16 protein-coding genes are annotated in these 23,409 nt (G+C 58.4%); 13 read left to right on the top strand and 3 right to left on the bottom strand.

Annotated elements, in window-relative coordinates:
- Positions 1 to 4 precede the first annotated feature (4 nt).
- The 6 genes from EDC26_RS15925 (at position 5) to EDC26_RS15900 (ending at position 7,289) form a co-directional block, all read left to right on the top strand.
- Entirely contained in the window at positions 5 to 475 is a 471-nt protein-coding gene (locus tag EDC26_RS15925; RefSeq protein WP_207915176.1) for a TRAP transporter small permease, read from the top strand.
- Positions 472 to 1,755 carry a TRAP transporter large permease gene (locus tag EDC26_RS15920; RefSeq protein WP_132584429.1) on the top strand — a complete coding sequence of 428 codons (1,284 nt, stop codon included), beginning with the start codon at positions 472 to 474 and terminating at the stop codon, positions 1,753 to 1,755. Before EDC26_RS15925 ends, EDC26_RS15920 begins: the two co-directional genes overlap by 4 nt.
- A gap of 101 nt (positions 1,756 to 1,856) precedes the next feature.
- Entirely contained in the window at positions 1,857 to 2,759 is a 903-nt protein-coding gene (locus tag EDC26_RS15915) for an HpcH/HpaI aldolase/citrate lyase family protein (protein ID WP_243700943.1), read from the top strand.
- Positions 2,760 to 2,786: 27 nt separating this feature from the next.
- Positions 2,787 to 4,505 (top strand): thiamine pyrophosphate-binding protein, encoded by a 1,719-nt coding sequence (locus tag EDC26_RS15910; RefSeq protein ID WP_132584427.1) that lies wholly within the window; start codon positions 2,787 to 2,789, stop codon positions 4,503 to 4,505.
- Positions 4,506 to 4,520: 15 nt separating this feature from the next.
- The gene (locus EDC26_RS15905; protein ID WP_132584425.1) at positions 4,521 to 5,756 is read left to right on the top strand and encodes a Zn-dependent hydrolase; all 1,236 of its coding nucleotides are present in this window, start codon (positions 4,521 to 4,523) and stop codon (positions 5,754 to 5,756) included.
- 30 nt (positions 5,757 to 5,786) lie between these two features.
- Entirely contained in the window at positions 5,787 to 7,289 is a 1,503-nt protein-coding gene (locus EDC26_RS15900) for an aldehyde dehydrogenase (protein ID WP_132584423.1), read from the top strand.
- Positions 7,290 to 7,310: 21 nt separating this feature from the next.
- Here the strand turns inward: EDC26_RS15900 and EDC26_RS15895 are convergent, their stop codons facing one another.
- Positions 7,311 to 9,680: a Tex family protein gene (locus EDC26_RS15895; protein ID WP_132584421.1), complete on the bottom strand. Its 2,370-nt coding sequence runs from the start codon at positions 9,678 to 9,680 to the stop codon at positions 7,311 to 7,313.
- A 112-nt stretch (positions 9,681 to 9,792) separates the two neighbouring features.
- On the opposite strand from EDC26_RS15895, the gene yoaA reads away from it, so the two are divergent.
- Entirely contained in the window at positions 9,793 to 11,859 is a 2,067-nt protein-coding gene (gene yoaA / locus EDC26_RS15890; RefSeq protein WP_132584419.1) for a DNA repair helicase YoaA, read from the top strand.
- A 122-nt stretch (positions 11,860 to 11,981) separates the two neighbouring features.
- Here the strand turns inward: yoaA and EDC26_RS15885 are convergent, their stop codons facing one another.
- On the bottom strand, positions 11,982 to 12,779 hold the full coding sequence (locus EDC26_RS15885; RefSeq protein ID WP_132584565.1) for an outer membrane protein assembly factor BamD: 798 nt from the start codon (positions 12,777 to 12,779) through the stop codon (positions 11,982 to 11,984).
- Positions 12,780 to 12,877: 98 nt separating this feature from the next.
- Here EDC26_RS15885 and EDC26_RS15880 point away from each other — a divergent pair, with 98 nt between their 5' ends.
- From EDC26_RS15880 to phaR, 5 genes are all read left to right on the top strand, one after another.
- Positions 12,878 to 13,840 carry an RluA family pseudouridine synthase gene (locus EDC26_RS15880; protein WP_132584417.1) on the top strand — a complete coding sequence of 321 codons (963 nt, stop codon included), beginning with the start codon at positions 12,878 to 12,880 and terminating at the stop codon, positions 13,838 to 13,840.
- Positions 13,828 to 14,589, top strand: a complete 762-nt coding sequence (gene pgeF / locus EDC26_RS15875; RefSeq protein ID WP_132584415.1) for a peptidoglycan editing factor PgeF — start codon at positions 13,828 to 13,830, stop codon at positions 14,587 to 14,589. The genes EDC26_RS15880 and pgeF overlap by 13 nt, the downstream gene beginning before the upstream one ends.
- A 115-nt stretch (positions 14,590 to 14,704) precedes the next feature.
- Positions 14,705 to 16,339 carry a class I poly(R)-hydroxyalkanoic acid synthase gene (gene phaC, locus EDC26_RS15870; RefSeq protein ID WP_132584413.1) on the top strand — a complete coding sequence of 545 codons (1,635 nt, stop codon included), beginning with the start codon at positions 14,705 to 14,707 and terminating at the stop codon, positions 16,337 to 16,339.
- 90 nt (positions 16,340 to 16,429) lie between these two features.
- On the top strand, positions 16,430 to 17,167 hold the full coding sequence (gene phbB / locus EDC26_RS15865; protein ID WP_132584411.1) for an acetoacetyl-CoA reductase: 738 nt from the start codon (positions 16,430 to 16,432) through the stop codon (positions 17,165 to 17,167).
- A gap of 87 nt (positions 17,168 to 17,254) precedes the next feature.
- Complete coding sequence (gene phaR / locus EDC26_RS15860; protein ID WP_132584409.1) at positions 17,255 to 17,821, top strand: polyhydroxyalkanoate synthesis repressor PhaR; 567 nt, start codon at positions 17,255 to 17,257, stop codon at positions 17,819 to 17,821.
- A 174-nt stretch (positions 17,822 to 17,995) separates the two neighbouring features.
- Here phaR and EDC26_RS15855 read toward each other — a convergent pair whose 3' ends face one another.
- On the bottom strand, positions 17,996 to 18,937 hold the full coding sequence (locus EDC26_RS15855) for a 3-hydroxyacyl-CoA dehydrogenase NAD-binding domain-containing protein (RefSeq protein WP_132584407.1): 942 nt from the start codon (positions 18,935 to 18,937) through the stop codon (positions 17,996 to 17,998).
- A 336-nt stretch (positions 18,938 to 19,273) separates the two neighbouring features.
- On the opposite strand from EDC26_RS15855, the gene EDC26_RS15850 reads away from it, so the two are divergent.
- On the top strand, positions 19,274 to 23,409 hold a 4,136-nt coding region (locus EDC26_RS15850), incomplete at its 3' end, for a beta strand repeat-containing protein (RefSeq protein ID WP_132584405.1).

Here is a 23,409-nt window from a genome sequence, read left to right as displayed (position 1 = left end):
AGCCATGATTGAATCCTTCAATCGAAGATTGGCCATCGCCTTCGAGGCGATGGCGGCAGTAGGCTGCGCCGTGTTGGCGATTCTGGTTACGGTCACCATTTTCATGCGTTTTGTGATGGGAGCACCTCCGTACTGGGGCGAGGAGTTACCTCAATTGGTGCTGGTGTGGTCGGCTTTTTTGGGCAGCGTCGTTTGCAGTTACCGGCGCACTCAGTTGTCGGCGGGCTTATTGCCACTGATGGTGCACAGCGCGCGTTACCGTGGCTACATTGACCGATTCGCCAATGTGTTGTTGCTTGTCATCTTCGTCCTGTTAGCCAGGGCGGGTTGGGGGCTTGCGCAGGTAACGATGGAGCAAACCACTACAGCGTTGCAGATTCCTGCGGCTGTTCTTTATTTGTCCGTGCCGGTGGGATGTGTGGCGCTGATTATGGTGCATCTGGGGCAATTACTGGAAGCCAAGGAATCAAAATGAGTGTAGGTGTAATTTCTCTATTGGCGATGTTTGCCGCAACGGTACTGCTTGATATCCCGATTGCCTTTGGCCTTATTCTGTCTTCCGTCGCTTATTTGCTGATCTTCGATGTGGCGCCGCTAATGGTGGCGGCCCAGCAGATTGTGTCCGGCATGGACAGTTTCACTCTGCTGGCGATCCCCTTGTTTTTGCTGGCGGCACAATTAATGAACAGCGCCGGTCTGACCAAGAAAATCATTCACCTGTGCTCGGCGGCGGTGGGCGATATCAAAGGGGGTCTTGCGGTCGTCGCGGTTCTGGCCAGCATGCTGTTTGGCGCCTTGTCAGGTTCCGGGGTGGCTGATGTGGTTGCCATCGGCAGTGTGTTGCTGCCTGCTATGTATCGTAGCGGCTACGACAAGGGTTTCAGTTGTGCTTTGCTGGGTTGCGCCGGCTCCCTGGGTGTGGTGATTCCTCCCAGCATCGTCATGATTGTGTATGGCACAACCACCAATACGTCAGTAGGAAAGCTGTTTTTAGGCGGTGTGGTTCCAGGTATTTTGCTGGGTTTGGGCCTGATTGTTGTAGTGCTCTGGCAATCTCGAAAGCAGGGCTGGGCTGGCGGCGTGCCGTTTAATCGCCAGGTTTTTCTTGTTGCATTGAAAGATGCTTTACCGGCTTTGCTCGTTCCAGTGCTTATTATTGGCGGGATCCGGTTTGGCATATTTACGGCGACCGAAGCGGCGGCCAGTGCGATAGTCTATGCCTTGTTCGTGGGGTTTTTTGTATATCGCCAGCTTAGCTGGCGCACCATCTGGAAGTGCCTGCGCGACACCTCGGAAGTAAGTGCGTCGATTTTGTTGATTATTGGGGCGGCAGGCTTGTTCGCATGGATATTGATAGCCGAACAGGTGCCGCAGCAGTTGGCGCATTTATTGACACAATGGACCAGCAGCAGAACGGCGGTGTTGTTATTGCTAACCGCTGGTTTGCTGATTTTAGGCACCTTTATGGAGTCTATCGCAATCATCATCATTGTTGCTCCTGTCGTCATGCCGATCATTCATCATTACGGCATCGATCCGGTTCATTTCGGAATAATCCTGACGATCAATCTCGCGATCGGAGCGAACACACCGCCATTGGGTGTTGATTTGATGGCTGCCTGCCGCATAGGCGGCATCAGTATGGCGCAGTCGTTCAAGCCACTGGTTTTTATGCTGATGGCGATGATTTCGGTTTTGTTGCTGTTGACGTTCGTACCTGAGCTTGTGCTGTTTTTGCCTCGGCATATGAATTGAGTGTGCGCGCCGGCGCGGGTAGGTCGAGTCTGCGCATTAAAACGGTGTATCGAACGATACGGTTGCCAGGATATTCTCTGGACAGGATATAAGGATCTGAAATGAGTATGGAAAACAGCTTGCGCCGCCCGCTCTCATTACGGCGAAGCTGGATGTTTGTCCCGGGTATGGATGAAAACAAACAGCGGGCGGCTATTGCCGCCGGGGCGGATGTCGTCGTTGCCGATCTGGAGGAGTTCACCCTGATGGGCGACCGTCCAGAGGCGCGGCGGCGGATTGTAGACTTGTTGCAAGAATGCCGAGAGAGTGCGGTGGTGGGTGCGGTGCGGATCAACAAATTGGACGAGGATGGACGCGTTGATCTGGCGCAGATCATGCCTGGCAAGCCGCATGTCGTGTTCTTGCCCCATGTGGAAACGCCGGAACACATTCTGGCGCTGGATATGGAAATTTCACGGCTGGAGACCCTGCACGGATTGGCTCCTGGTGCGACAGAGATTGTGCCCACCATCGAATCTGCTGCAGGACTGTTGTCGCTGGGTTCCATCTTGCGCGCCAGTTCCCGGGTCAACGCCTGTTTGCTCGCTGCAGAAGACCTGGCGGCTAATCTGGGGTCGGAGCGTGGTGTGGACGGTATCGAGCTTCAGTATGCCCGGAGCCGCTTTTTGCTGGAGTGTGTTGCAGCCGGGTGCGTGGCCATTGATTGTCCTTTTACCTTTCGGGCCAGCGGCGCACTGCGGTTAGACCTGACAGTAGCCCGGCGCTTGGGATTCAAGGCCAAGTGCGTCGTGTTTCCTGAGCACGTCGCAGTCGTCAATCGTTCGTTTACGCCTTCCGACCTTGACGTCCAGGAGGCTCATCAGCTCATCGCAGCATATGAAGCGCAATCAAGGGCAGATGTTGACAATATCGAGTCCTGGATCGACGCGCCATGCTGCAACAATGCACGACGCTTGTTGGCGCGACATTCAGAATTTTTAAAGTTCAACGATGCGCTACGGTAATTCAAATAAAGTCAGTATGAGGGCAAGATGACTGCAACAACACCCATTGACCGCAATGGCGGCCAAATTCTCATTCAACAACTGTGCGCACATGGAGTCAAACGAGTATTTCTTGTGCCGGGCGAAAGCTATCTGCCCTGCATTGACGCTCTGTACGATCATCAGGATACGATACAGGCCGTTGTTTGCCGGCAAGAGGGCGGGGCCGCATATATGGCTGAAGCCACGGGCAAGCTTAGCGGTGAGCCGGGTATTTGCTTTGTTACGCGCGGGCCGGGGGCGTGCAATGCCAGCATAGGCGTGCATACCGCTTTTCAGGACTCGACGCCCATGATTTTATTTGTCGGTCAGGTGGGCAACGATTTTTATGAGCGCGAGGCGTTTCAGGAAATCGATTATCGCCAGATGTTCGGGCCTATGACAAAATGGGTTGCGCAGATCGATCGCACCGATCGGATCCCCGAATATATAGCGCGCGCCTTTACGGTTGCCACCAGCGGCCGGCCGGGGCCGGTGGTGCTGGCCTTGCCCGAGGATGTACTGTGGGGCACCGCTGCGGTGCCCGACATGCCGCGATATTGCCGGGCGCACAGCTCGCCAAGCGTCCAGGATATGGAGCGGATGCGTGCCCTGATCGAGGCCGCCGAGCGGCCGCTCATGATAGTCGGAGGTAGCGGCTGGACGCCCGCGGCGGCGGCCGACTTGCAGAAATTCGCCGAACGTTTCAGTTTGCCGGTGGGTGTGGCATGGCGCCGCCTCGAATGCTTCGACCAGCATCACCCGAATTTTGTTGGTCATGTGGGTTGGAGCATGACTGAAGAATTGCGTGCACGCGTGTGCGACGCCGATGTCTTGCTGGCTGTTTGCACACGGCTTGGCGAGGCGAGCACCGAAGGCTACTCCGTTGTCCAGAGCCCGCAGCCAAAGCAGAAGCTGATTCATGTTTACCCCGACGCGAACGAGCTTGGGCGAGTGTTTTTGCCAACCCAGGCTATTACTGCCGATCCGGTTGGTTTTGCACAAGCGGCAGCCGACCTCAAGCCGCGTCAACCACCCCGATGGGCCTCTGCGACGCAGACAGGCCATCGCCAATACCTTGACAGTCTGAAACCCTTGCCATCGCCTGGCTCCATGAGCCTGGACGTGGCGGCGGCCCATGTGAATGTCCATTTGCCTGCCGATGCTTGCGTGACGGTCGGGGCCGGCAATTACGCGCTCTATCCGCATCGCTATCGGCAGTTTGCGGGGCTTGGAACCAGTCTTGCCCCGGCGGTCGGGGCTATGGGGTACGGCTTGCCTGCGGCTATCGCCGCCAAGCTCGATAATCGTGAGCGCACGGTTGTTTGCTATGCGGGCGACGGTTGTTTCCAGATGAATCTTCAAGAGTTGGGCGTTGCCATGCAGCATCGGCTTGGAATCATTATTCTGGTCTTTAACAATGGGATCTGGGGGACGATTCGCGCCCATCAGGAGCGTGAATTTCCAGGCCGAACCATCGCCCTGGGCTTTGACAACCCGGAATTTACGCAGATTGTGCAGGCCTATCACGGCTACGGCGAGGTGGTGGCCGACAATGCGGAATTTGCGCCAGCCTTTGAACGTGCGCGTCAATTTGCAGAGAAAGAAAATCTGCCTGCATTGCTGGAGATCCGTTATGACTCCGATGGCATAGCGCCGGGCTCGACGCTGACCCAGATTCGCCGGGACGCCTTGGCGCGACAGGCCTCGGAACTCAACCAACTTTAATGTCTGGGGGTGGTAATGGAAAATAATTCTTTGTCTATCAATGGCCAGCGTCTGTGGGATTCCTTAATGGACCTGGCGCGAATCGGCGCGACGAAAAAAGGCGGTAATTGCCGCCTGGCCTTGTCGCCGCTTGATGGCCAGGGGCGCGATCTGGTCGTGGGCTGGATGAAGCAGGCGGGTCTGACGATTACGGTTGATCAAGTGGGCAATATTTTTGGCCGGCGCGCGGGGCGCAACAATGCGCTTGCACCGGTCATGACGGGCAGCCATCTTGACACGCAACCCACCGGCGGGAAGTTCGATGGCTGCTTTGGCGTGTTGGCGGGCCTGGAGGTCATGCGCACCTTGCAGGATCATGGCGTGACGACCGAGGCTCCTCTGGAACTGGCAGTCTGGACCAATGAAGAGGGCACCCGGTTTGTGCCGGTCATGATGGGTTCGGGCGTGTTTGCCGGCAAGTTTTCACTGGACACCGCGCTCGACGCATGCGATGCCGACGGCAAACGAGTGCGTGATGAGCTGCAGGCCATTGGTTACGCCGGCGCGGCGCCCGTGGGCGGCCGGCCGATCGGGGCCTACTTCGAAGCGCATATTGAACAGGGCCCCATTCTTGAAAACGAAGACAAAGTGATTGGCGTGGTGACCGGCTCGCTGGGTTTGCGCTGGTATGACGTAACGGTCGATGGGATGGAGATGCACGCGGGGCCAACCCCCATGCCGCTGCGCCGGGATGCTCTGTTTGCAGCCACCCATTTGATGCAGGCCGTGATCAATATCGCCAATGACCATCAGCCCGACGGCCGCGGCACGGTGGGCGTGGTGCAGGTGCATCCGGGCTCACGCAATGTGATTCCCGGACGGGTCAGTTTTACGGTCGATTTGCGGCATCAGGATGCCGCTTCCTTGTCCGAGATGGATGCGTCTTTGCGGCAGGCCTGCGCTCAAGTGCAGGGTCAGCACGGCGTACGAGTGGACCTCAAGGATGTTCAGTATTTTCCGCCCACGCCGTTCGATGCCTCGCTGGTTGGCATGGTCCGCGCTGCGGCCGAACAGGCGAAACTGCCGCATCGGGATATTCCGACCGGCGCTGGCCACGATGCCGTGTATATCGCTTCGATAGCGCCGACGGCGATGATATTCGTTCCGTGCAAGGACGGGATCAGCCACAACGAAATAGAGGATGCCAAACCCGAACATCTGGAAGCCGGCTGCAACGTATTGCTGGCCGTTATGCTGGCGCGCTCTTGCTAACTTGCCTCAACGAAATCTATAAAGAAGACTATGGACCTGCATGATTTAACGTATTGGCAAAACAAGGCCGCCACACTTGATATCGGGCAACAGGCATTTATCAACGGCGAATTCGTCGATGCCAAAAATGGTGCGACCTTCGAATCGATCAATCCAGCCATGGGCGTCAAGCTGGCGGACGTGGCGGCATGTCAACAAGAGGACATTGATCTGGCTGTCGCTGCTGCGCGAACTTCTTTCGACTCGGGGCTCTGGTCGCGCATGCATCCCCGGGATCGCAAAAAGCGTTTATTGAATTTAGCGGGGCTGATCGAGCAACATCGTGAAGAGCTGGCGCTGCTGGAAACCCTTGATATGGGCAAGCCCATAGGCGATGCGCTGCTTTACGATTTGCCCGAGACGGCCAACTGTTTTGCCTGGTACGCCGAAGCCATTGATAAACAGTACGATGAGATTGCGCCGACCGGCGCCGATGTGCTGGCTACGATTACACGTGAGCCGGTGGGCGTTGTCGCAGCCGTAGTGCCGTGGAATTATCCGCTCATGATAGGGGCCTGGAAGGCCGCTGCGGCGCTGGCCGTAGGCAATAGCGTCATTTTAAAGCCTGCTGAGCAATCATCGCTAAGCGCCCTTAGGCTGGCGGCGCTGGCGGCACAGGCCGACATACCCGATGGCGTGTTCAATGTGGTGCCCGGGATGGGTGCCGTGGCCGGCAAGGCCCTGGGATTGCATGCTGATGTGGATTGCATCTCGTTTACTGGATCAACGGCCACAGGCAAGCGCTTTATGGAATATTCGGGCCAGTCGAACCTGAAACGAATCTGGCTCGAATGTGGCGGAAAATCGCCGCATATTGTGTTCGAGGATTGTCCTGACCTGGACAAGGCAGCGCAGGCCGTTGCGATTGGCATTTTTTCCAACCAGGGCGAGGTGTGCATTGCAGGGTCGCGTCTGTATGTGCAGGAGAGCATCTACGACGTTTTCATGAATAAAGTGACGGCATGCGCGCGCAGGATGCATCCCGGAAACCCTTTGGACCCCAAATCGAACATGGGCGCCATGGTCGATGAACGGCAAATGCGCAAGGTGCTGTCCTATATTGAGGACGGTATTCGTCAAGGGGCGCAATTACGTTTGGGCGGCCAGCAAGTGCACTTCGATACCGGAGGGTATTTCATTGAGCCGACCATCTTCGATTGCGATCGCCAAAACCTGTCCATTGTCAGCGAAGAAATTTTCGGGCCGGTTCTTGCCGCGCAAAAATTCAATACCGAGGCCCAGGCCATCGCCTTGGCCAACGATTCTCCATACGGCCTGGGGTCTGGCGTGTGGACTGCCAATCTAGGCCGTGCGCACCGTATGTCGCGGCAACTTCGGGCGGGCCTGGTTTGGGTCAATTGCTATTTCGATGGCGATATTACCGTCCCATTTGGTGGGGTGAAGCAATCGGGCTTTGGGCGCGATAAATCCCTGCACGCACTGGATAAATACAGCGATTTGAAGACGACCTGGTTCAGTTTGGGAAGTTCCTGATCGTCGTATCGGTGGGCTTTGTCACTTCTTTAGTTTTGCAAAAGCGGCGGCCATGGCGCCTTGAGCGCTTGGTTCGGGCGTACGGCTGCTCGGTGCTGCGCGCCGTGCCCCGGCAGAGCCAGGCCCCTGGCGTGGCTCGGTTGCGCGCCGCGCGGGACCCGCGTCGTCGTTAAGCCGCATGGTGAGGGCAATGCGCTTGCGCGCGATGTCCACTTCCTGCACTTTGACTTGCACGGTTTGGCCCACCCGCACCACATCGCGGGGATCCTTGACGAATTTTTCGGCCAGCGCCGAGATATGCACCAGGCCATCCTGGTGTACGCCAATATCCACAAAGGCGCCGAAGTTGGCAACGTTGCTCACAACTCCTTCCAGAACCATTCCCACGTGCAGATCGTTCAGGGTGTTGACCCCTTCCTTGAAATGCGCCGTCTTGAATTCCGGACGCGGATCGCGGCCCGGTTTTTCAAGCTCCGTGAAGATGTCCTTGATGGTAGGCAAGCCAAAGCGTTCGTCGATGAATTCCGAGGGCGACACCCCTTTCAAAGCACCCTGGCGGCCCATGATCTGGGGCGCTTCGGTATTGAGTTTTTTCAGGATGCGTTCCACGAGGGGATAGGCTTCGGGATGTACGGATGAAGCATCCAGAGGGTTTTCGCCATTGCGGATGCGCAAGAAACCTGCTGCTTGTTCGAAAGATTTGTCGCCAAATCGCGCTACCTTGAGCAGCATTTTGCGATTGGCAAAGGCGCCATTTTCGTCGCGCCAACTGACGATGTTTTTCGCCAGTGTCGCGTTGAGCCCCGAAACGCGCGCCAGCAGAGGGGCCGAGGCGGTATTGACGTCGACCCCTACGGCATTCACGCAGTCTTCGATGACGGCATCGAGCGAGCGTGCGAGTTCGCGCTGGTTGACATCGTGCTGGTATTGCCCGACGCCGATGGCCTTGGGTTCAATTTTTACCAGCTCGGCCAAGGGATCCTGCAGGCGGCGCGCAATGGACACCGCGCCGCGCAGGGTCACATCCAGGTCGGGGAATTCATGCGCGGCGAGCTCCGAGGCCGAGTAGACCGATGCGCCGGCCTCCGACACCACCACGCTTGTGGGTGATAGCGCGGGAAATTTTTCGACCATGTCGGCGACCAGCTTTTCGCTTTCACGCGATGCGGTGCCGTTGCCGATGGCGATCAACTCTATCTTGTGTTTGGCGATCAGCGCCGCCAGGGTCTTGATCGAACCTTCGCGATCGCGGCGGGGTTCGAAAGGGTAGATGGTGGCTGTATCGAGCACGCGGCCGGTGGGGTCGATCAGGGCAACCTTGCAGCCTGTGCGTATGCCGGGATCCAGGCCCATGACCGACTTGGGGCCGGCCGGCGCGGCCAGCAGCAGGTCTTTCAGATTGGCCGCAAAGACGCGTATGGCCTCTTGTTCGGCGCTTTCGCGCAGGCGGCCGATCAGTTCGGATTCGAAGGTTGTCAATAGCTTGACGCGCCAGCTCCAGCGGCAGACCTCGCCTAGCCATCGCGAGCGTGGCGACGCGTCGGCGTCGAATTGTGCGCCGATGTTCAAGAATCGGGCAATCCGCAGCACACAGGGATGCGGGGTTTGCGATTCGAGATCAGGGGTGAGGCCCAGGCGCAAATCCAGCACACCTTGCTGGCGGCCGCGCAGCATGGCCAGGATGCGATGCGAGGGCAGGCTGCGCAGCGGTTCGCTAAAATCGAACCAGTCGCGAAAGTTGGCGCCGTCGCCTTCGCGGCCCGTAGCGACCTTGGAATAAAGCAGGCCGGTGTTCCAAAGATGTGCGCGCAGGTCGGCCAGCAGATCGGCGTCTTCGGCATATTGTTCGGCCAGTATGTCGCGTGCCCCGTCCAGTGCGGCCTTGATATCGTTGATCGCCGCAGCGGGATTTATATAGCTCTGGGCCAGTGCGGCAGGGTCGCAGGCCGTTTCCTCGACAATGGCCTGGGCCAGCGGGGCCAGGCCGGCTTCGCGGGCGATTTGAGCACGTGTGCGGCGTTTCGGTTTATACGGCGCATATAAATCTTCCAGCCGCTGTTTGGTATCGGCCTCGGTAATGGCCTGCTGCAGGGGGGCGGTTAGTTTGCCTTGTTGCGCGATCGATTCCAGCACCGCGCAACGGCGTTCTTCAAGTTCGCGGATGTAAAGCAGCCGTACTTCGAGGGTGCGCAGCACCGTGTCGTCCAACCCGCCGGTCGCCTCTTTGCGGTAACGGGCAACGAAGGGCACGGTGGCGCCGCCATCGAGCAACTCCACGGTGGCGGCCACTTGCGAAACCCGCACATTGAGTTCGTGAGCCAGGAGTGCGATGATTCGTTGAGGATCGCGGCCGGAGGCGATCGCCGCTGTGGAAATGGAAGTATCAGTCATGAGGCTATCTATAAATCGTCGATCAAGCGGGGCATTTTGCCACACACCGACGTAGCCACGTGTAATACCCGCGTATCATCACGCTTGAATCCATTAAGAATTGTAATTTTCGATGTTTTTACAAGAGCTTTCCGATATTTTTGCCCAGGATGGCCCCTTCGCGGCGGTCGTGCCCGACTATCGTCCGCGCCCGGCCCAGCTGGAGCTGGCCCAGGCCATCGAAAGCGCCATACAGAACCACGGTACGCTGGTGGCCGAGGCGGGCACGGGCACGGGCAAGACCTGGGCCTATCTGGCGCCCGCTTTTTTAAGCGGCGCCAAGGTATTGGTGTCCACCGGCACGCGAACCTTGCAGGATCAGCTGTTCCGCCGCGATTTACCCAAGCTGCGCGAGGCGCTGTCCCTGCCGATTACCATTGCGCTGCTCAAAGGCCGCGGCAACTACGTTTGTCACTATCATCTTGAGCGCCTGGCGGGCGACGAACGCGCCTTGAAGTCCCGCGCCGAAATGGCTCAGTTGCGCCACATTCAGGTGTTTGCCCAGCAATCCAAGACCGGCGATAAATCCGATCTGGCGCAGGTGCCCGAAGAGGCCGACATCTGGAATCGCGTGACGTCCACGCGTGAAAACTGTCTGGGGCAAGATTGCCCCCATGTGCGCGATTGTTTTGTCATGAAGGCCAGGCGTTACGCGCAAGATGCCGATCTGGTGGTTGTTAATCACGCCTTGTTCATGGCCGACCTGGCCTTGCGTGAAGAAGGGATTACCGATTTGCTGCCTGCCGTGAATACGGTGGTTTTTGACGAGGCGCATCAATTGCCCGATGTCGCCACCCGTTTCCTGGGTTCCAGCGTGTCCTCGCATCAACTACTGGACTTGGCACGCGCCATCGAGGCGGCGGGCCTGGCTTATGCACGCGAGTCCACCAACTGGAGCGAAATCGGCAAGAAACTCGAGAGCGCGGCGCGCGAGCTGCGCCTGGCGGCCGGCCCCATTGATAAATTGCCGGGGCGCAAGGCCACTTTCGACGCCATTCCCGAGCCCGAGGCGTTCGACCGCGCTTTAGACGAGTTGCTGCAGGTGCTGGATCAGTGCTCGAAACTGTTGAATGTCGTGACCGAGAAGCATCCCGATCTGGAGGCGGCCGCCAATTCGTGCCTGGCTATTCGCGCGCGGCTGTATCACTGGAGCCAGCCCGATCGGCAGGGCCATAACGCATTGCATCCCGACCCGGATAGCGGAGAAGGTGATGAGGGCGGCGCGGTGCGCTGGGTGGAGCAGAGCCTGCATCATATGCGTCTGCATCAGGCGCCGCTGTCGGTGGCACGGATTTTTTCGCGTTGCCGCAAGGAGGACCAGGCCTGGATACTGACCTCGGCAACGTTGTCGGTGAATGGCGATTTTACGCATTTCGTGCAGCAGCTCGGGTTGCAGGACGCTCGCACTTTGAGCTGGGAGTCGCCCTTTGATTACGCCCGGCAGGGTGTTCTGTACGTTCCAAAGGCCCTGCCTTTGCCCAGCCATCCGGCATTTACCGAAAAATTTGTTGATGCATTATTGCCTTTGATCAAGGCTTCAACCGGCGGGGTACTGGTTTTGTGCACCACCCTGCGTTCGGTGGATCGCATTGCCGATCTCTTGCAGGACCAGTTCGAGGACAGTGGCATAGACAGGCTGTTGTTGCGCCAGGGCGAGACCTCGCGCCGGCTTTTGCTGGAGCGTTTTCGTGCCGGGAAAAATGCAGTGCTGGTCGGTAGCGCCAGCTTCTGGGAAGGGATAGACGTGCCGGGCGATGCCCTGACGCTGGTGGCGATTGACAAGCTGCCGTTCGCCCCGCCCGACGATCCTGTGCTCGAAGCACGCCTGGCGCGCTGCCGCGAACAGGGCGGTAACCCGTTTATGGAATATCAGGTGCCTGAAGCGGCCATTGCATTAAAGCAGGGAGCAGGGCGCCTGATCCGCTCGGAGCAGGACTGGGGGGTCTTGATGGTAGGCGATACGCGCCTGGTGGAAAAGCCGTATGGCAAGTTGCTCTGGCGCGGCTTGCCGCCCTTTTCACGTACGCGCGAGCAGGCCGAGGTATTGGCCTTTTATGAAAAGAAGCAGGGTGGGCAATCTTGCGCAAATGCTGCTCCGGATGCCGATCCTGCACCGGCAACGGGCGCGGCCATTTTGTAAATGTGGGTGTTGCCGGGGTGTGAATGGCACCCACAAGGGGTGCCGCTACAAAAATGTATCCGTGAATTATGTAGCGGCAGCCCTTGTGGCTGCCATTCCCCCTCAAGGCACCCCCGCTCGCGTCAGAGCCAGTTGATCGGGTTCCAGTTATTGACCGGTTTGTCCAAACCCTGCTTGTAGTATTTGCTGTTGGGGAAATTTTTGTCCAGCACGCGTTTGACGTCGTCGCGCGCTTGCGTCATGCCTAGCTTGTCATAGCTTAAAACCATGATGTAGAGCGCTTTTTCGGCAATGGCTACGCCCTGGAAGTCGGTGATGACTTTTTGTGCACGATTGATTGCTGCAACATAGGCGCCGCGTTCGTAGTAATACTGAGCGACGTGGGTTTCGTTTTCGGCGATGGTGCTGACCAGCCATGTGACGCGTTTTTTGGCGTCTTCGGTGTAGCGGCTTTTAGGGTAGCGCTTGATCAGATCATTGAACGATTCGTACGATTGGCGCAGGCCTTTGGGATCCCGCTCGCTCGGGTCCTGGCGCGTGATATTGCTGAATGCAGCACTGGGCGGGGTGAACGTGACCAGCCCTTTCAGATACAGCATGTAATCCGTACCCGGGTGGTTCGGATACTGTTGCTGAAAGCGGCTGATGGCCGCCAATGCCTGTTCAGGGTCGTCGTCTTTCCAATTAACGTAGGCAAGGTCGACCAGGGCTTGCTGGGCGTAAATCCCGAACGGGTAGCGAGACTCGACGGCCTCGAGCCGGGTGCGGGCATCTTTCCAGTTCGAATCGCTCATTTCCGAATGGGCATCCTTGTACAGGCGGTCCGCACTCCAGCCTGCCGTTTTATCGACCTCTGGTTTGAACGCGCTGCAGCCTGCGATAAGCGCCACCGCAATAAGCACAAGAGTCCCGCGTGTCATGCGTTTCGGGCTGAAAAAGCGGAATAAATCGTGGTCTAGACGAGTCACAAAAATGTCCTTGGTGTTAGCATTGCAGGCTGATTATATGATTTGTCGCCATGCCTGACACAGATATCGCTAAAGAAAGTTCCATCGCCGGTGATCCCATCGAGTTCGATCTACCCCTGAAGGCCAGCCCCGAGCGGCTCGACAAGGTGCTGGCTATGCTGATCCCGGAGCATTCGCGCAGCCGTTTGCAGGTATGGATCGAGGAAGGCCATGTGCTGGTCAATGGCCATCCCGGGCGCGTCAAGCAGAGCGTCGGCCCGGGTGACAAACTGCGCGTTTGGGAGCAGTTGCCTCCGGAATCGCTGGCGTTCTCGCCTGAACCCGTCGATTTCCAGGTCGTGGCCCAAAGCCCCGACTGGCTTGTGGTCAACAAGCCGGCGGGCCTGGTGACGCATCCCGGCGCGGGTAACTGGCATGGCACCTTGCTCAACGGTTTGCTCTATCGTTTTCCGGAGTTGAAGCTGGTGGCGCGAGCGGGCATTGTGCACCGGCTGGACAAAGACACCTCGGGCCTGCTGGTGGTGGCTCGTCACGAGAAGGCCCAGACGCATTTGATCCGGCAGATGCAGGAGCGCACGGTCAAGCGCGAGTATGTGGCGCTGGTGCATGGCAATGTGGTCAAGGCTGCAACGGTAACGCTGGCCATAGGGCGCGACCCCCGGGTGCCGGTGCGCATGGCGGTCGAGCGCCCCATAGCGCCCAAACAGGCGATTACGCATTTCGAGCCCAGGCGGATCGGCCAGACCGAGGCCGGTCAGGTTGTGACCGAGGTGGTTTGCCGGCTGGAAACCGGGCGTACTCATCAGATTCGCGTACACATGATGAGCCTGCATCATGCGCTGGTGGGTGATGTTTTGTACGGCGGCAAGCTGATCGCCGGCGCCACGCGGCAATTGCTGCATGCGCAGGCCTTGAGCTTCAATGACTTTGCCACTGAAGAGCGCGTGTCGTTCGAGGCGCCGCTGGCCGATGATTTTCTTCGAGTTCTGGAAAATATTACATGGCAAACATGACAGAAAGCCCTGCATTGCCCAGTGTGACGGGGTCTGCCTGGCGCGGTGTGCGCTATTTTTGCACCGTGCGTGCCGGCGGGGTCAGTACCGGGCCGTACGCCAGCATGAATTTGGGCCGCCGCACGCAGGACGATAGCGCCCATGTGCTGGAAAATCGGCGCCGTCTGCGTGCCGAGGTGCCCGCCGAGCCCTTCTGGCTGAATCAGGTTCACGGTGTTCAGGTTGCCGATGCCGATCGGGAGGGCGAGACGCTTGCGGCCGATGCGTCGGTTACTTCGGCGCCGGGCCGGGTTCTGGCGATCATGACGGCGGATTGTTTGCCGGTGGTGATCGCCGATGTCCAGGGGCGTACGGTGGGGGTCGCGCATGCCGGATGGCGCGGCCTGGCCGAGGGCGTGCTCGAGCAAACCTTGAGCCGACTGCAGGCCAAGGTGGACGGCGATGCACAATGGCAAGCCTGGGTCGGGCCGGGCATCAGTCAGCCGCATTTTGAGGTCGGCGCCGACGTGTATGAGGCATTTGTGGGCCGTGATTCCCGTACCGGCGTCTTTTTTGCGCCCAGGGCCGCGGATAAGAAATGGCTGGCCGATTTGCCCGGCCTCGCCCGGCATCGCTTGCAGGCGGCGGGGGTGGCTCGAGTCGAGCTGAGCGGCTGCTGCACCTACGGCGAGCCGGAGCGTTTTTTCTCCTATCGGCGCAGGCCCGATTCGGGACGGATGGTTACTGTGGCGTGGTTAACGGGTAAATAAAGGGCAGTGCGCCGGTGATTGGGCCGCAGCGCTCTAGCGACTTACCCTGATTGACAGGCACCTAAATGCAATCCAAGATTCATTGAAAGAAACGTAATTGCGTAAGGTGTCCAAGATGAGAGCATCAACTTCATCTGAACGGCCCGTCCCGGTGATCGTGGCATCGGACAAGCTGGCTGAAATTCAAGCCGAATTTTCACGTGAATGGCTGCGGCTAAGCACTCAGGCGCAACAAGGTATGCTGGGCAGTACGCACGATCGCCGTTTTAGCAATGAGGCGTGGTCATCCAACCCCGGCTCCTTGTTGCTGGCTCATGCCTATCTCCTGTCGGCGCGAGCGATGCAGCAGATGGTCGAGGCGGCGCAGGCCACCGAGCCGGTGCGCAACCGGCTGCGTTTTTCCGTCATGCAATGGGTCGATGCGCTGGCACCCTCCAATTTTCTGGCGACCAACCCCGAGGCCCAGCAGGCCTTGATTGAAAGCCGCGGCGAGTCGTTTCGCCTGGGGCTGGAGAATCTTGTCTGCGACCTGCGCAAGGGCCGTTTGTCGCAAACCGATGAATCCAAATTCGAACTTGGCAAAAACGTAGGCATCACACCGGGCGCGGTCGTTTTCGAGAACCGGCTGTTTCAGCTCATTCAGTATTCGCCAGTCACCCCGTCCGTTTATCAAAAGCCTTTGGTGATTGTTCCTCCGTGCATCAATAAATTCTACATACTCGATTTGCAACCCGAAAATTCGTTTGTGCGGTATGCGACCGAACAAGGGTTTACGGTAATGCTGGTGTCCTGGCGCAACCCATTGGCCTCCGATACCGATGGTGTCGACTCGGCCACCTGGGACGACTACCTGCAAGAAGGGGTGTTGACGGCGCTTGACGTTGCGTGCGCCATTTCCGGGCAAAAACAGATCAACGCGCTGGGTTTTTGCGTTGGGGGCACCTTGCTGGCCTCGGCCTTGGCGTTGGCGCACGCCAAAGGGCAAGAGCCGGTCAGCGCGCTTACTTTGCTGACTACGCTGCTCGATTTTGACGATACGGGGGTGCTCGACGTATTCGTCGATGAGGCGCATGCCCAGACGCGAGAGCGCCAGATCGGGCGATCCGGCCTGATGTCGGCGCGTGAGCTGGGCACTACCTTTGCATTTTTACGCCCCAACGAGCTGGTCTGGAATTATGTGGTCAGCAATTACCTGAAAGGCCTGGCGCCGCCGCCTTTCGATTTACTGTTCTGGAATTCCGACGGCACCAATCTGCCTGGGCCTTTTTTTACCTGGTATTTCCGCAATACTTACCTGGAAAATAACCTCAAGAAGCCCGGCCGGGTCAAGGTCGACGGCCATGCGCTTGACCTGCAAAGCTTGAAGATGCCGGCGTATGTGTATGGTTCGCGTGAAGACCATATCGTGCCCTGGCCCGCCGCCTATGCCTCGACTCGCATCTTGCGCGGGTCCATACGCTTTGTGCTGGGCGCGTCGGGCCATATTGCGGGCGTCATCAATCCGCCGGCCAAGAAACGCCGCCATTATTGGGCCTACGAAAACGATTATCAGCATACCGATATTCCCGGCGACCCCGAGGCATGGCTCGGCGGTGCGAGCCAGCATGCGGGTAGCTGGTGGCCCGACTGGGCGAACTGGCTGGCTTTGCATTCCGGTAGCCAGGTACGGCGCAAGTCCAAACTGGGCAACGCCCGTTATATGCCTATCGAGGAGGCGCCGGGGCGCTATGTGAAGGTTCGTGCGGCCTAGGTCGAACAGCAGGTGCAGGCGGCGCTCGCGGCGGGGCGCCACATGGATGCAGCAGATATCTGGAACGATTCCAGTACAGAGGAGACTGAAATGAGTGGAAAATTGGCATATGTGACGGGTGGAATGGGCGGTATTGGAACTTCGATATGCCAGCGTTTAGCCAAAGAAGGCTATACCGTAGTGGCCGGTTGCGGGCCGAGCCGTAATTTCAAGCAGTGGCTCGACGAGCAGGCTGCGCTTGGGTACACGTTTCATGCCTCGGTGGGAAATGTGGCGGATTGGGCGTCCACCGTTGAGGCATTCGACCGTGTGAAAAAAGATCTGGGCAACGTCCAGGTGCTGGTCAACAATGCCGGGATCACCCGCGATGGGCTATTTCGCAAAATGAGCCAGGAAGATTGGCGCGCGGTTATCGATACCAATTTGAATAGTCTTTTTAACGTCACCAAGCAAGTCATGGAGGGCATGGTTGAACAGCAGTGGGGGCGTATTATCAATATCAGCTCGGTCAACGGTCAGAAGGGTCAGTTCGGTCAGACCAATTATTCCACGGCCAAGGCAGGCATACACGGGTTTACCATGGCGCTGGCTCAAGAGGTGGCCAGCAAAGGCATTACCGTCAATACCATCTCGCCGGGCTACATCGGTACCGATATGGTCCGGGCGATACGGCCCGAAGTGCTGGAAAAAATTGTGGCCACCATCCCCGTCAAACGCCTGGGTACGCCCCAGGAAATGGGGTCCATGGTGGCTTGGCTGGCCTCCGACGATGCCGGGTTTGCGACGGGTGCCGATTTTTCGATAAATGGCGGTTTGCACATGGGCTGATGTATTCTTGGAATATGCGGCACACTGTATCTGGCGACATATGGCCGGATACAGTGTCCTGAACCTTTCACGCACCCGGCTAATGTCATGACGCAAACTTCATCACCCCCAGCAATTCGCCTGATTAAAAAATACCCTAATCGCCGTTTATACGATACGCAGACCAGCGCCTACATTACCCTGTCTGATGTTAAACAGTTGGTGCTTGATAATCAGACGTTTCAAGTCGTCGATGCGAAGGCGGGTGAAGACCTGACGCGCAGCATATTGCTGCAGATCATTCTTGAAGAAGAAGCGGGCGATGGCGTCCCCATGTTTTCGTCCACGGCCCTATCGCAAATCATTCGTTTCTATGGTCACGCCATGCAGGGTGTGATGGGTGCCTTTCTGGAGAAAAATATCCAGACCTTCATGGATATTCAAAACCGCATGGCCGAGCAGTCCAAAGGTTTGTACAGTAATCAGCTTGGTCCCGAAGCCTGGGCTCAGTTCATGAATGTCCAGACCCCGGTGCTGCAAAACATGATGAACAGCTATATTGACCAGAGCAAGAATCTGTTTGCGCAAATGCAGGACCAGATGCAGGATCAATCCCGATCCATGTTTTCGGCCTTCCCGTTCAAGCCCAACACAGGCAGCGATCAGAAGAAATAGTTGCGTGCTTTGCGACTGCCGTAAACACGATGTAGCGACAGGCCTTGTGCCTGTCATCTATGCAAGAGCGTCTTGTTCGTCGAAATGGCAGCCACAAGGGCTGCCACTACATTACTGATGGATACGTTTTTGTAGCGGCACCCCTTGTGGGTGCCATCAATGCAAGAAATGCAATCAAGGCAGCTGATCGGAATCTTTCTTCAATTGCATCAGCGTCAGCAGCACGGCGTCGCGTTGCTGGCGCATTCTGATTTCGTCGTAGGGCGCCAGTTCGTGTTTAACGCCATCAATTATCTTCTTGTTGGTATCGGCCGAAAGCGTTACCTGCCCCAAGTCGGCCCACCAGTCTTCGATCGGTGGCCCCAGGTGCTCCAGCGCATGTTCAATGCCGCCTTCGCCGCCCGAAAGATGCAGGTTCAGGAATGGGCCAAGCAATGCCCAACGCAGTCCGGGTCCGAAAGAAATTGCCGTATCCAGGTCGGCTACCGAAATCACATCGTTGTTGACAAGATAGAACGCTTCCTTCCATAGCGCTGCCTGCAAGCGGTTGGCAACATGGCCTTTTATTTCCTGCCGGATGTGGATGGGTTTCTTGCCGATTGAACGATAAAACTCAATGGCGCGTTGAACATTATCTTGCGAGGTGAGCTTCCCACCCAATACTTCGACGAGGGGAATCAGATGCGGGGGGTTAAAAGGGTGCCCCAGTACGATTCGTTCGGGGAATTGGGCGGCGCTTTGTATGTCGCTGATCAGTAATCCCGATGAACTGCTGGCGATGAGGGTGCCGGATGGGGCGGCGGCTTCAATGTCGGCGATCAGGCGGCGTTTTATATCGAGCCGTTCCGGTCCGTTTTCCTGTATGAACTGGGCGTGCCTTACTGTGTCGGCCACGTTTTGATGAAAGCTCAGATTGTCGAGCGATGCGCCATCCGACAAACCTTGCTGTTCCAGGGTTGGCCAGAAGGCGCGCACCCATTTTTGCAAATTGTGTTCGGCGTGGTCGCCCGGGTCGGTCGCGGCGACCGAAAACCCCTTGGCCAGAAAATACGCGGCCCAACTGGCCCCAATGACGCCGCAACCGACGACAGCAATAGTTGTTACGGATTCATTCATGACCATGTGTCCGGTGTAGCGGCACCCCTTGTGGGTGCCATAACGCAAGCGTAGCTGATAAAGTGCATAGCAGATTTACCAGTGGAATTGCACAGTACATTTGGCGGGGAAACCCCTATAAATAACCATTTGAAATAATAGTTACCATAATGTAAGGTTAATGGTATTGTTATTGATGACGAGCACACGGCAGTTTGCGACGACAGAATTTTATGATTCAAAAATTGCACAAAGTGATTGTAAATTGCATTTTGGCCTTTAATCGAAAGAACAAGACAGTTTTTTGACCCTATTCATTTGGTTTGTAGAATGAAAGCCTGATGCGGGAGGCTGAGAATGGCCTCAATGGCGTGGCTAAATGGTTTATCGTGCGTCGGCACCTTGTTGTGGGTGCCGCTAACAGCATGGGCAGGCGGCCCTGCGGGTGGTCAGATCACGGCGGGCTCAGGCGTCATTAGTCAAGCCGCCAGCACCACTACGATCAGGCAGGCCAGCCAGAATTTGGCTGTCAATTGGCAAACCTTTAATGTTGGCGCCCACGACACCGTCAATTTCGTGCAGCCCAATACGGCGGCCATCGCGGTGAACCGGATTGCGGATTCCAGCGCCAGTCAGATACTGGGTCGCCTTGACGCCAATGGCCAGGTGTTTTTAATTAATCCCAACGGCATTGTGTTTGGCACGGGCGCCCAGGTTAATGTGGGTGGCCTGGTGGCCTCGACGCTAAATGTCAGCGACGCCGACCTGGCACAGGCCACGCGACACTTTAGCGGCGATGCGGCGGGCGCCATTGTCAACAAGGGCACGATTACCGCGGCGCCCGGCGCGTATGTGGCCTTGCTGGGCCGCCAGGTATCCAACCAGGGGACGATCAACGCCCCAGCCGGCAGCGTGGCGTTGGGTGCAGGCAAAGCCGTGACGCTGACCTTTAACGATAACCGCTTGCTGTCCATGCAGGTTGATCAGAGCGCCGTGGATGCCTTGGCTGAAAACAGGCAACTGATCCGGGCCCAGGACGGCCAGGTGCTGATGAACGCCGCAGCCAAAGATAGCCTGTTGGCCAGTGTGGTGAACAACAGCGGAGTGATTCAGGCCAATAGTGTCAGTACCGAAGGTGGTGTGGTCCGTTTGGTGGCTAGCGGTGGCGATGTCTCCCACAGCGGCACAATCGACGTGTCGGGTGTGCATGGAGGCAGCGTGCATCTGCTGTCGGATCGCGACGTGCTGGTGACCGGGCTTGCCCGCATAGACGCTTCGGGCGCCCAGGGTGGAGGTCAGGTTCGCATTGGCGGCGGTGAACACGGCGGCGAAGGTTTGCAGCGCGCCGAGCGCACGTATATTGCCGCCGGTGCTGCCGTTAATGCCGACGCGACCTCACGTGGCGATGGCGGCAAGGTGGTGGTCTGGTCGGATGACAATACAGTGGTGGCAGGAGGCCTTTCCGCCCGTGGGGGGGCGGCCGGCGGCGCAGGCGGCTGGGTCGAAACGTCCAGTCACGGCGGCCTGACGATCGACCAGGCGCCCACGGTGGCCGCGGCGGCTGGCGCTGCCGGCACTTGGCTGATCGATCCTTACAACATAAGCATTGTGGCGGGCAACGGCGCGACCAACATCAATACCGCCAACCCCTTTGCGGCAACAGGCAATACGGCGTCCCTGGGGGTGGACCTGATCACTACCGCGCTTACCAACGGCGCCAACGTGACGCTTAGCACCGGCGCTGGCGGCACTCAAAGCGGCGACATCAGCCTGCTTACACCGCTTGCATACACTCAAACCGGCACGAGCAGCCTGAGCTTTAGCGCGGCTCGTGATATCAATATAAATAAAGCGATTTCGGGCACGAACTCAGGCGTGTTGAATCTGACGCTGATCGCCGGCAATCAGATTAATCTTGCCGATAATATAGCGTTGGGTGGCGGTGGCTTGACCTTGACCGCGACAGGCGCGGGCGGCGCGATCAAACAGACAGCGGGCAGCATTATGGCTGGCGCAGGCAGTATCAATGCGGGCGGCAACGCCGTTACGCTGACCAACGCGGGTAACGACTTTACCGGCACAGTTGACCTCACGGGCGGCGTGACGAAGATCACCGATGCGAATGCGCTCACGCTAGGCACGCTGGCTACGGGAGCGTTGACCGCGACCAGCACGGGTGCGTTGAATCTGGGCGGTGGCACGGTAGGTGGCGTCTTGACCGCCACGAGCACTAACAATGCCATCACGCAGGCGGGCGCATTGACGGTAACGGGCACGGGTACGAGCAGCATCACAGCGGGAACCGGCTCCATTACGCTCACCAATACGGGCAACGATTTCGGAGGCGCCGTGAGTCTGACGGGTGGCACGACGCAGATCACCGATGCGAATGCGCTCACGCTAGGCACGCTGGCCACGGGGGCGTTGACCGCAACCAGCACGGGTGCGTTGAATCTGGGCAAGGGAGCGGTGACAGGCAACCTTGTCGCGACGAGCAATAACAATGCCATCACGCAGGCAGGTGCGCTAACGGTAACGGGCACGAGCGGCATCACCGCGGGAGCTGGCGCCATTACACTGACCAACGCGGGCAATACCTTTACCGGCGCGGTGAGCCTGAGCAATAGCGGGGCCAATGCGGTGGCCTTGTCTAACGGCGCCAACGCGCTGTTGCTGGGCACGTCTTCGGTGGGTAGCGGCACCCTCACGGTGAGTGGCACAGGGATTACGCAAACGGGTGCGATCACGCAGGCAGCGGGAGCGGGTGCGACCAGCTTCAATGCCAGTACGGGTGCGTTGACGCTCACCAATACGGGCAACGATTTCGGAGGCGCCGTGAGTCTGACGGGTGGCACGACGCAGATCACGGATGCGAATGCGCTCACGCTAGGCACGCTGGCTACGGGAGCGTTGACCGCGACCAGCACGGGTGCGTTGAATCTGGGCAAGGGAGCGGTGACAGGCAACCTTGTCGCGACGAGCAATAACAATGCCATCACGCAGGCAGGCGCGCTAACGGTAACGGGCACGAGCAGCATCACCGCGGGAGCTGGCGCCATTACGCTGACCAGCACGGGCAATACTTTTACCGGCGCGGTGAGTCTGACCAATAGTGGGGCTAACAATGTAGGCCTGGCTAATGGTGGCAACGCCTTGTTGCTGGGCACGTCTTCGGTGGGTAGCGGCACCCTCGCGGTGAGCGGCAAAGGGATTACGCAAACGGGTGCGATCACGCAGGCAGCGGGAGCCGGTGCGGCCAGTTTCACCGCGGGAGCTGGCGCCATTACGCTGACCAACGTGGGCAATACCTTTACCGGCGTGGTGAGTCTGAGCAATAGTGGGGCCAACGACGTTGCGCTATCGAATGGCGCCAACGCGCTGTCGCTGGGCACGTCCTCGGTGGGTAGTGGCGCCCTCACGGTGAGTGGCACAGGGATTACGCAAACGGGTGCGATCACGCAGGCAGCGGGAGCGGGTGCGGCCAGCTTCAATGCCAGTACGGGTGCGTTGACGCTCACCAATACGGGCAACGATTTCAGAGGCGCCGTGAGTCTGACGGGTGGCACGACGCAGATCACGGATGCGAATGCGCTCACGCTAGGCACGCTGGCTACGGGAGCATTGACCGCAACCAGCACGGGTGCGTTGAATCTGGGCGGTGGCACGGTAGGTGGCGTCTTGACCGCCACGAGCAATAACAATGCCATCACGCAGGCGGGCGCGCTAACGGTAACGGGCACGAGCAGTTTCACCGCGGGAGCTGGCGCCATTACACTGACCAACGCGGGCAATACCTTTACCGGCGCGGTGAGCCTGAGCAATAGTGGGGCCAATGCGGTGGCCTTGTCTAACGGCGCCAACGCGCTGTTGCTGGGCACGTCTTCGGTGGGTAGCGGCACCCTCACGGTGAGCGGCACAGGGATTACGCAAACGGGTGCAATCACACAGACGGCGGGAACGGGTGCGGCCAGCTTCAATGCCAGTACGGGTGCGTTGACGCTCACCAATACGGGCAACGATTTCAGAGGCGCCGTGAGTCTGACGGGTGGCACGACGCAGATCACGGATGCGAATGCGCTCACACTAGGCACGTTGTCCACGGGGGCGTTGACCGCGACCAGCACGGGTGCGTTGAATCTGGGCGGTGGCACGGTAGGTGGCGTCTTGACCGCCACGAGCAATAACAATGCCATCACGCAGGCAGGTGCGCTAACGGTAACGGGCACGAGCAGCATCACCGCGGGAGCTGGCGCCATTACGCTGACCAACGCGGGCAATACCTTTACCGGGGCGGTGAGTCTGAGCAATAGTGGGGCCAACGACGTTGCGCTATCGAATGGCGCCAACGCGCTGTTGCTGGGCACGTCTTCGGTGGGTAGCGGCACCCTCACGGTGAGTGGCACAGGGATTACGCAAACGGGTGCGATCACGCAGGCAGCGGGAGCGGGTGCGACCAGCTTCAATGCCGGTACGGGTGCGTTGACGCTCACCAA

Origin of the sequence: Paralcaligenes ureilyticus, from assembly GCF_004346225.1 — a bacterium.
Classification (GTDB): Bacteria; Pseudomonadota; Gammaproteobacteria; order Burkholderiales; family Burkholderiaceae_B; genus Paralcaligenes; species Paralcaligenes ureilyticus.
The sequence above is the reverse complement of the archived record's forward strand: the minus strand, read 5'-3'. Positions and strand labels throughout refer to the sequence as shown.

Excerpts from the sequence above, each read along its gene's own strand:
- EDC26_RS15925 (WP_207915176.1), top strand. The coding sequence starts at position 5 with ATGATTGAATCCTTCAATCGAAGATTGGCCATCGCCTTCGAGGCGATG.
- EDC26_RS15920 (WP_132584429.1), top strand. The coding sequence starts at position 472 with ATGAGTGTAGGTGTAATTTCTCTATTGGCGATGTTTGCCGCAACGGTA.
- EDC26_RS15915 (WP_243700943.1), top strand. The coding sequence starts at position 1,857 with ATGAGTATGGAAAACAGCTTGCGCCGCCCGCTCTCATTACGGCGAAGC.
- EDC26_RS15910 (WP_132584427.1), top strand. The coding sequence starts at position 2,787 with ATGACTGCAACAACACCCATTGACCGCAATGGCGGCCAAATTCTCATT.
- EDC26_RS15905 (WP_132584425.1), top strand. The coding sequence starts at position 4,521 with ATGGAAAATAATTCTTTGTCTATCAATGGCCAGCGTCTGTGGGATTCC.
- EDC26_RS15900 (WP_132584423.1), top strand. The coding sequence starts at position 5,787 with ATGGACCTGCATGATTTAACGTATTGGCAAAACAAGGCCGCCACACTT.
- EDC26_RS15895 (WP_132584421.1), bottom strand. The coding sequence starts at position 9,680 with ATGACTGATACTTCCATTTCCACAGCGGCGATCGCCTCCGGCCGCGAT.
- yoaA (WP_132584419.1), top strand. The coding sequence starts at position 9,793 with ATGTTTTTACAAGAGCTTTCCGATATTTTTGCCCAGGATGGCCCCTTC.
- EDC26_RS15885 (WP_132584565.1), bottom strand. The coding sequence starts at position 12,779 with ATGACACGCGGGACTCTTGTGCTTATTGCGGTGGCGCTTATCGCAGGC.
- EDC26_RS15880 (WP_132584417.1), top strand. The coding sequence starts at position 12,878 with ATGCCTGACACAGATATCGCTAAAGAAAGTTCCATCGCCGGTGATCCC.
- pgeF (WP_132584415.1), top strand. The coding sequence starts at position 13,828 with ATGGCAAACATGACAGAAAGCCCTGCATTGCCCAGTGTGACGGGGTCT.
- phaC (WP_132584413.1), top strand. The coding sequence starts at position 14,705 with ATGAGAGCATCAACTTCATCTGAACGGCCCGTCCCGGTGATCGTGGCA.
- phbB (WP_132584411.1), top strand. The coding sequence starts at position 16,430 with ATGAGTGGAAAATTGGCATATGTGACGGGTGGAATGGGCGGTATTGGA.
- phaR (WP_132584409.1), top strand. The coding sequence starts at position 17,255 with ATGACGCAAACTTCATCACCCCCAGCAATTCGCCTGATTAAAAAATAC.
- EDC26_RS15855 (WP_132584407.1), bottom strand. The coding sequence starts at position 18,937 with ATGAATGAATCCGTAACAACTATTGCTGTCGTCGGTTGCGGCGTCATT.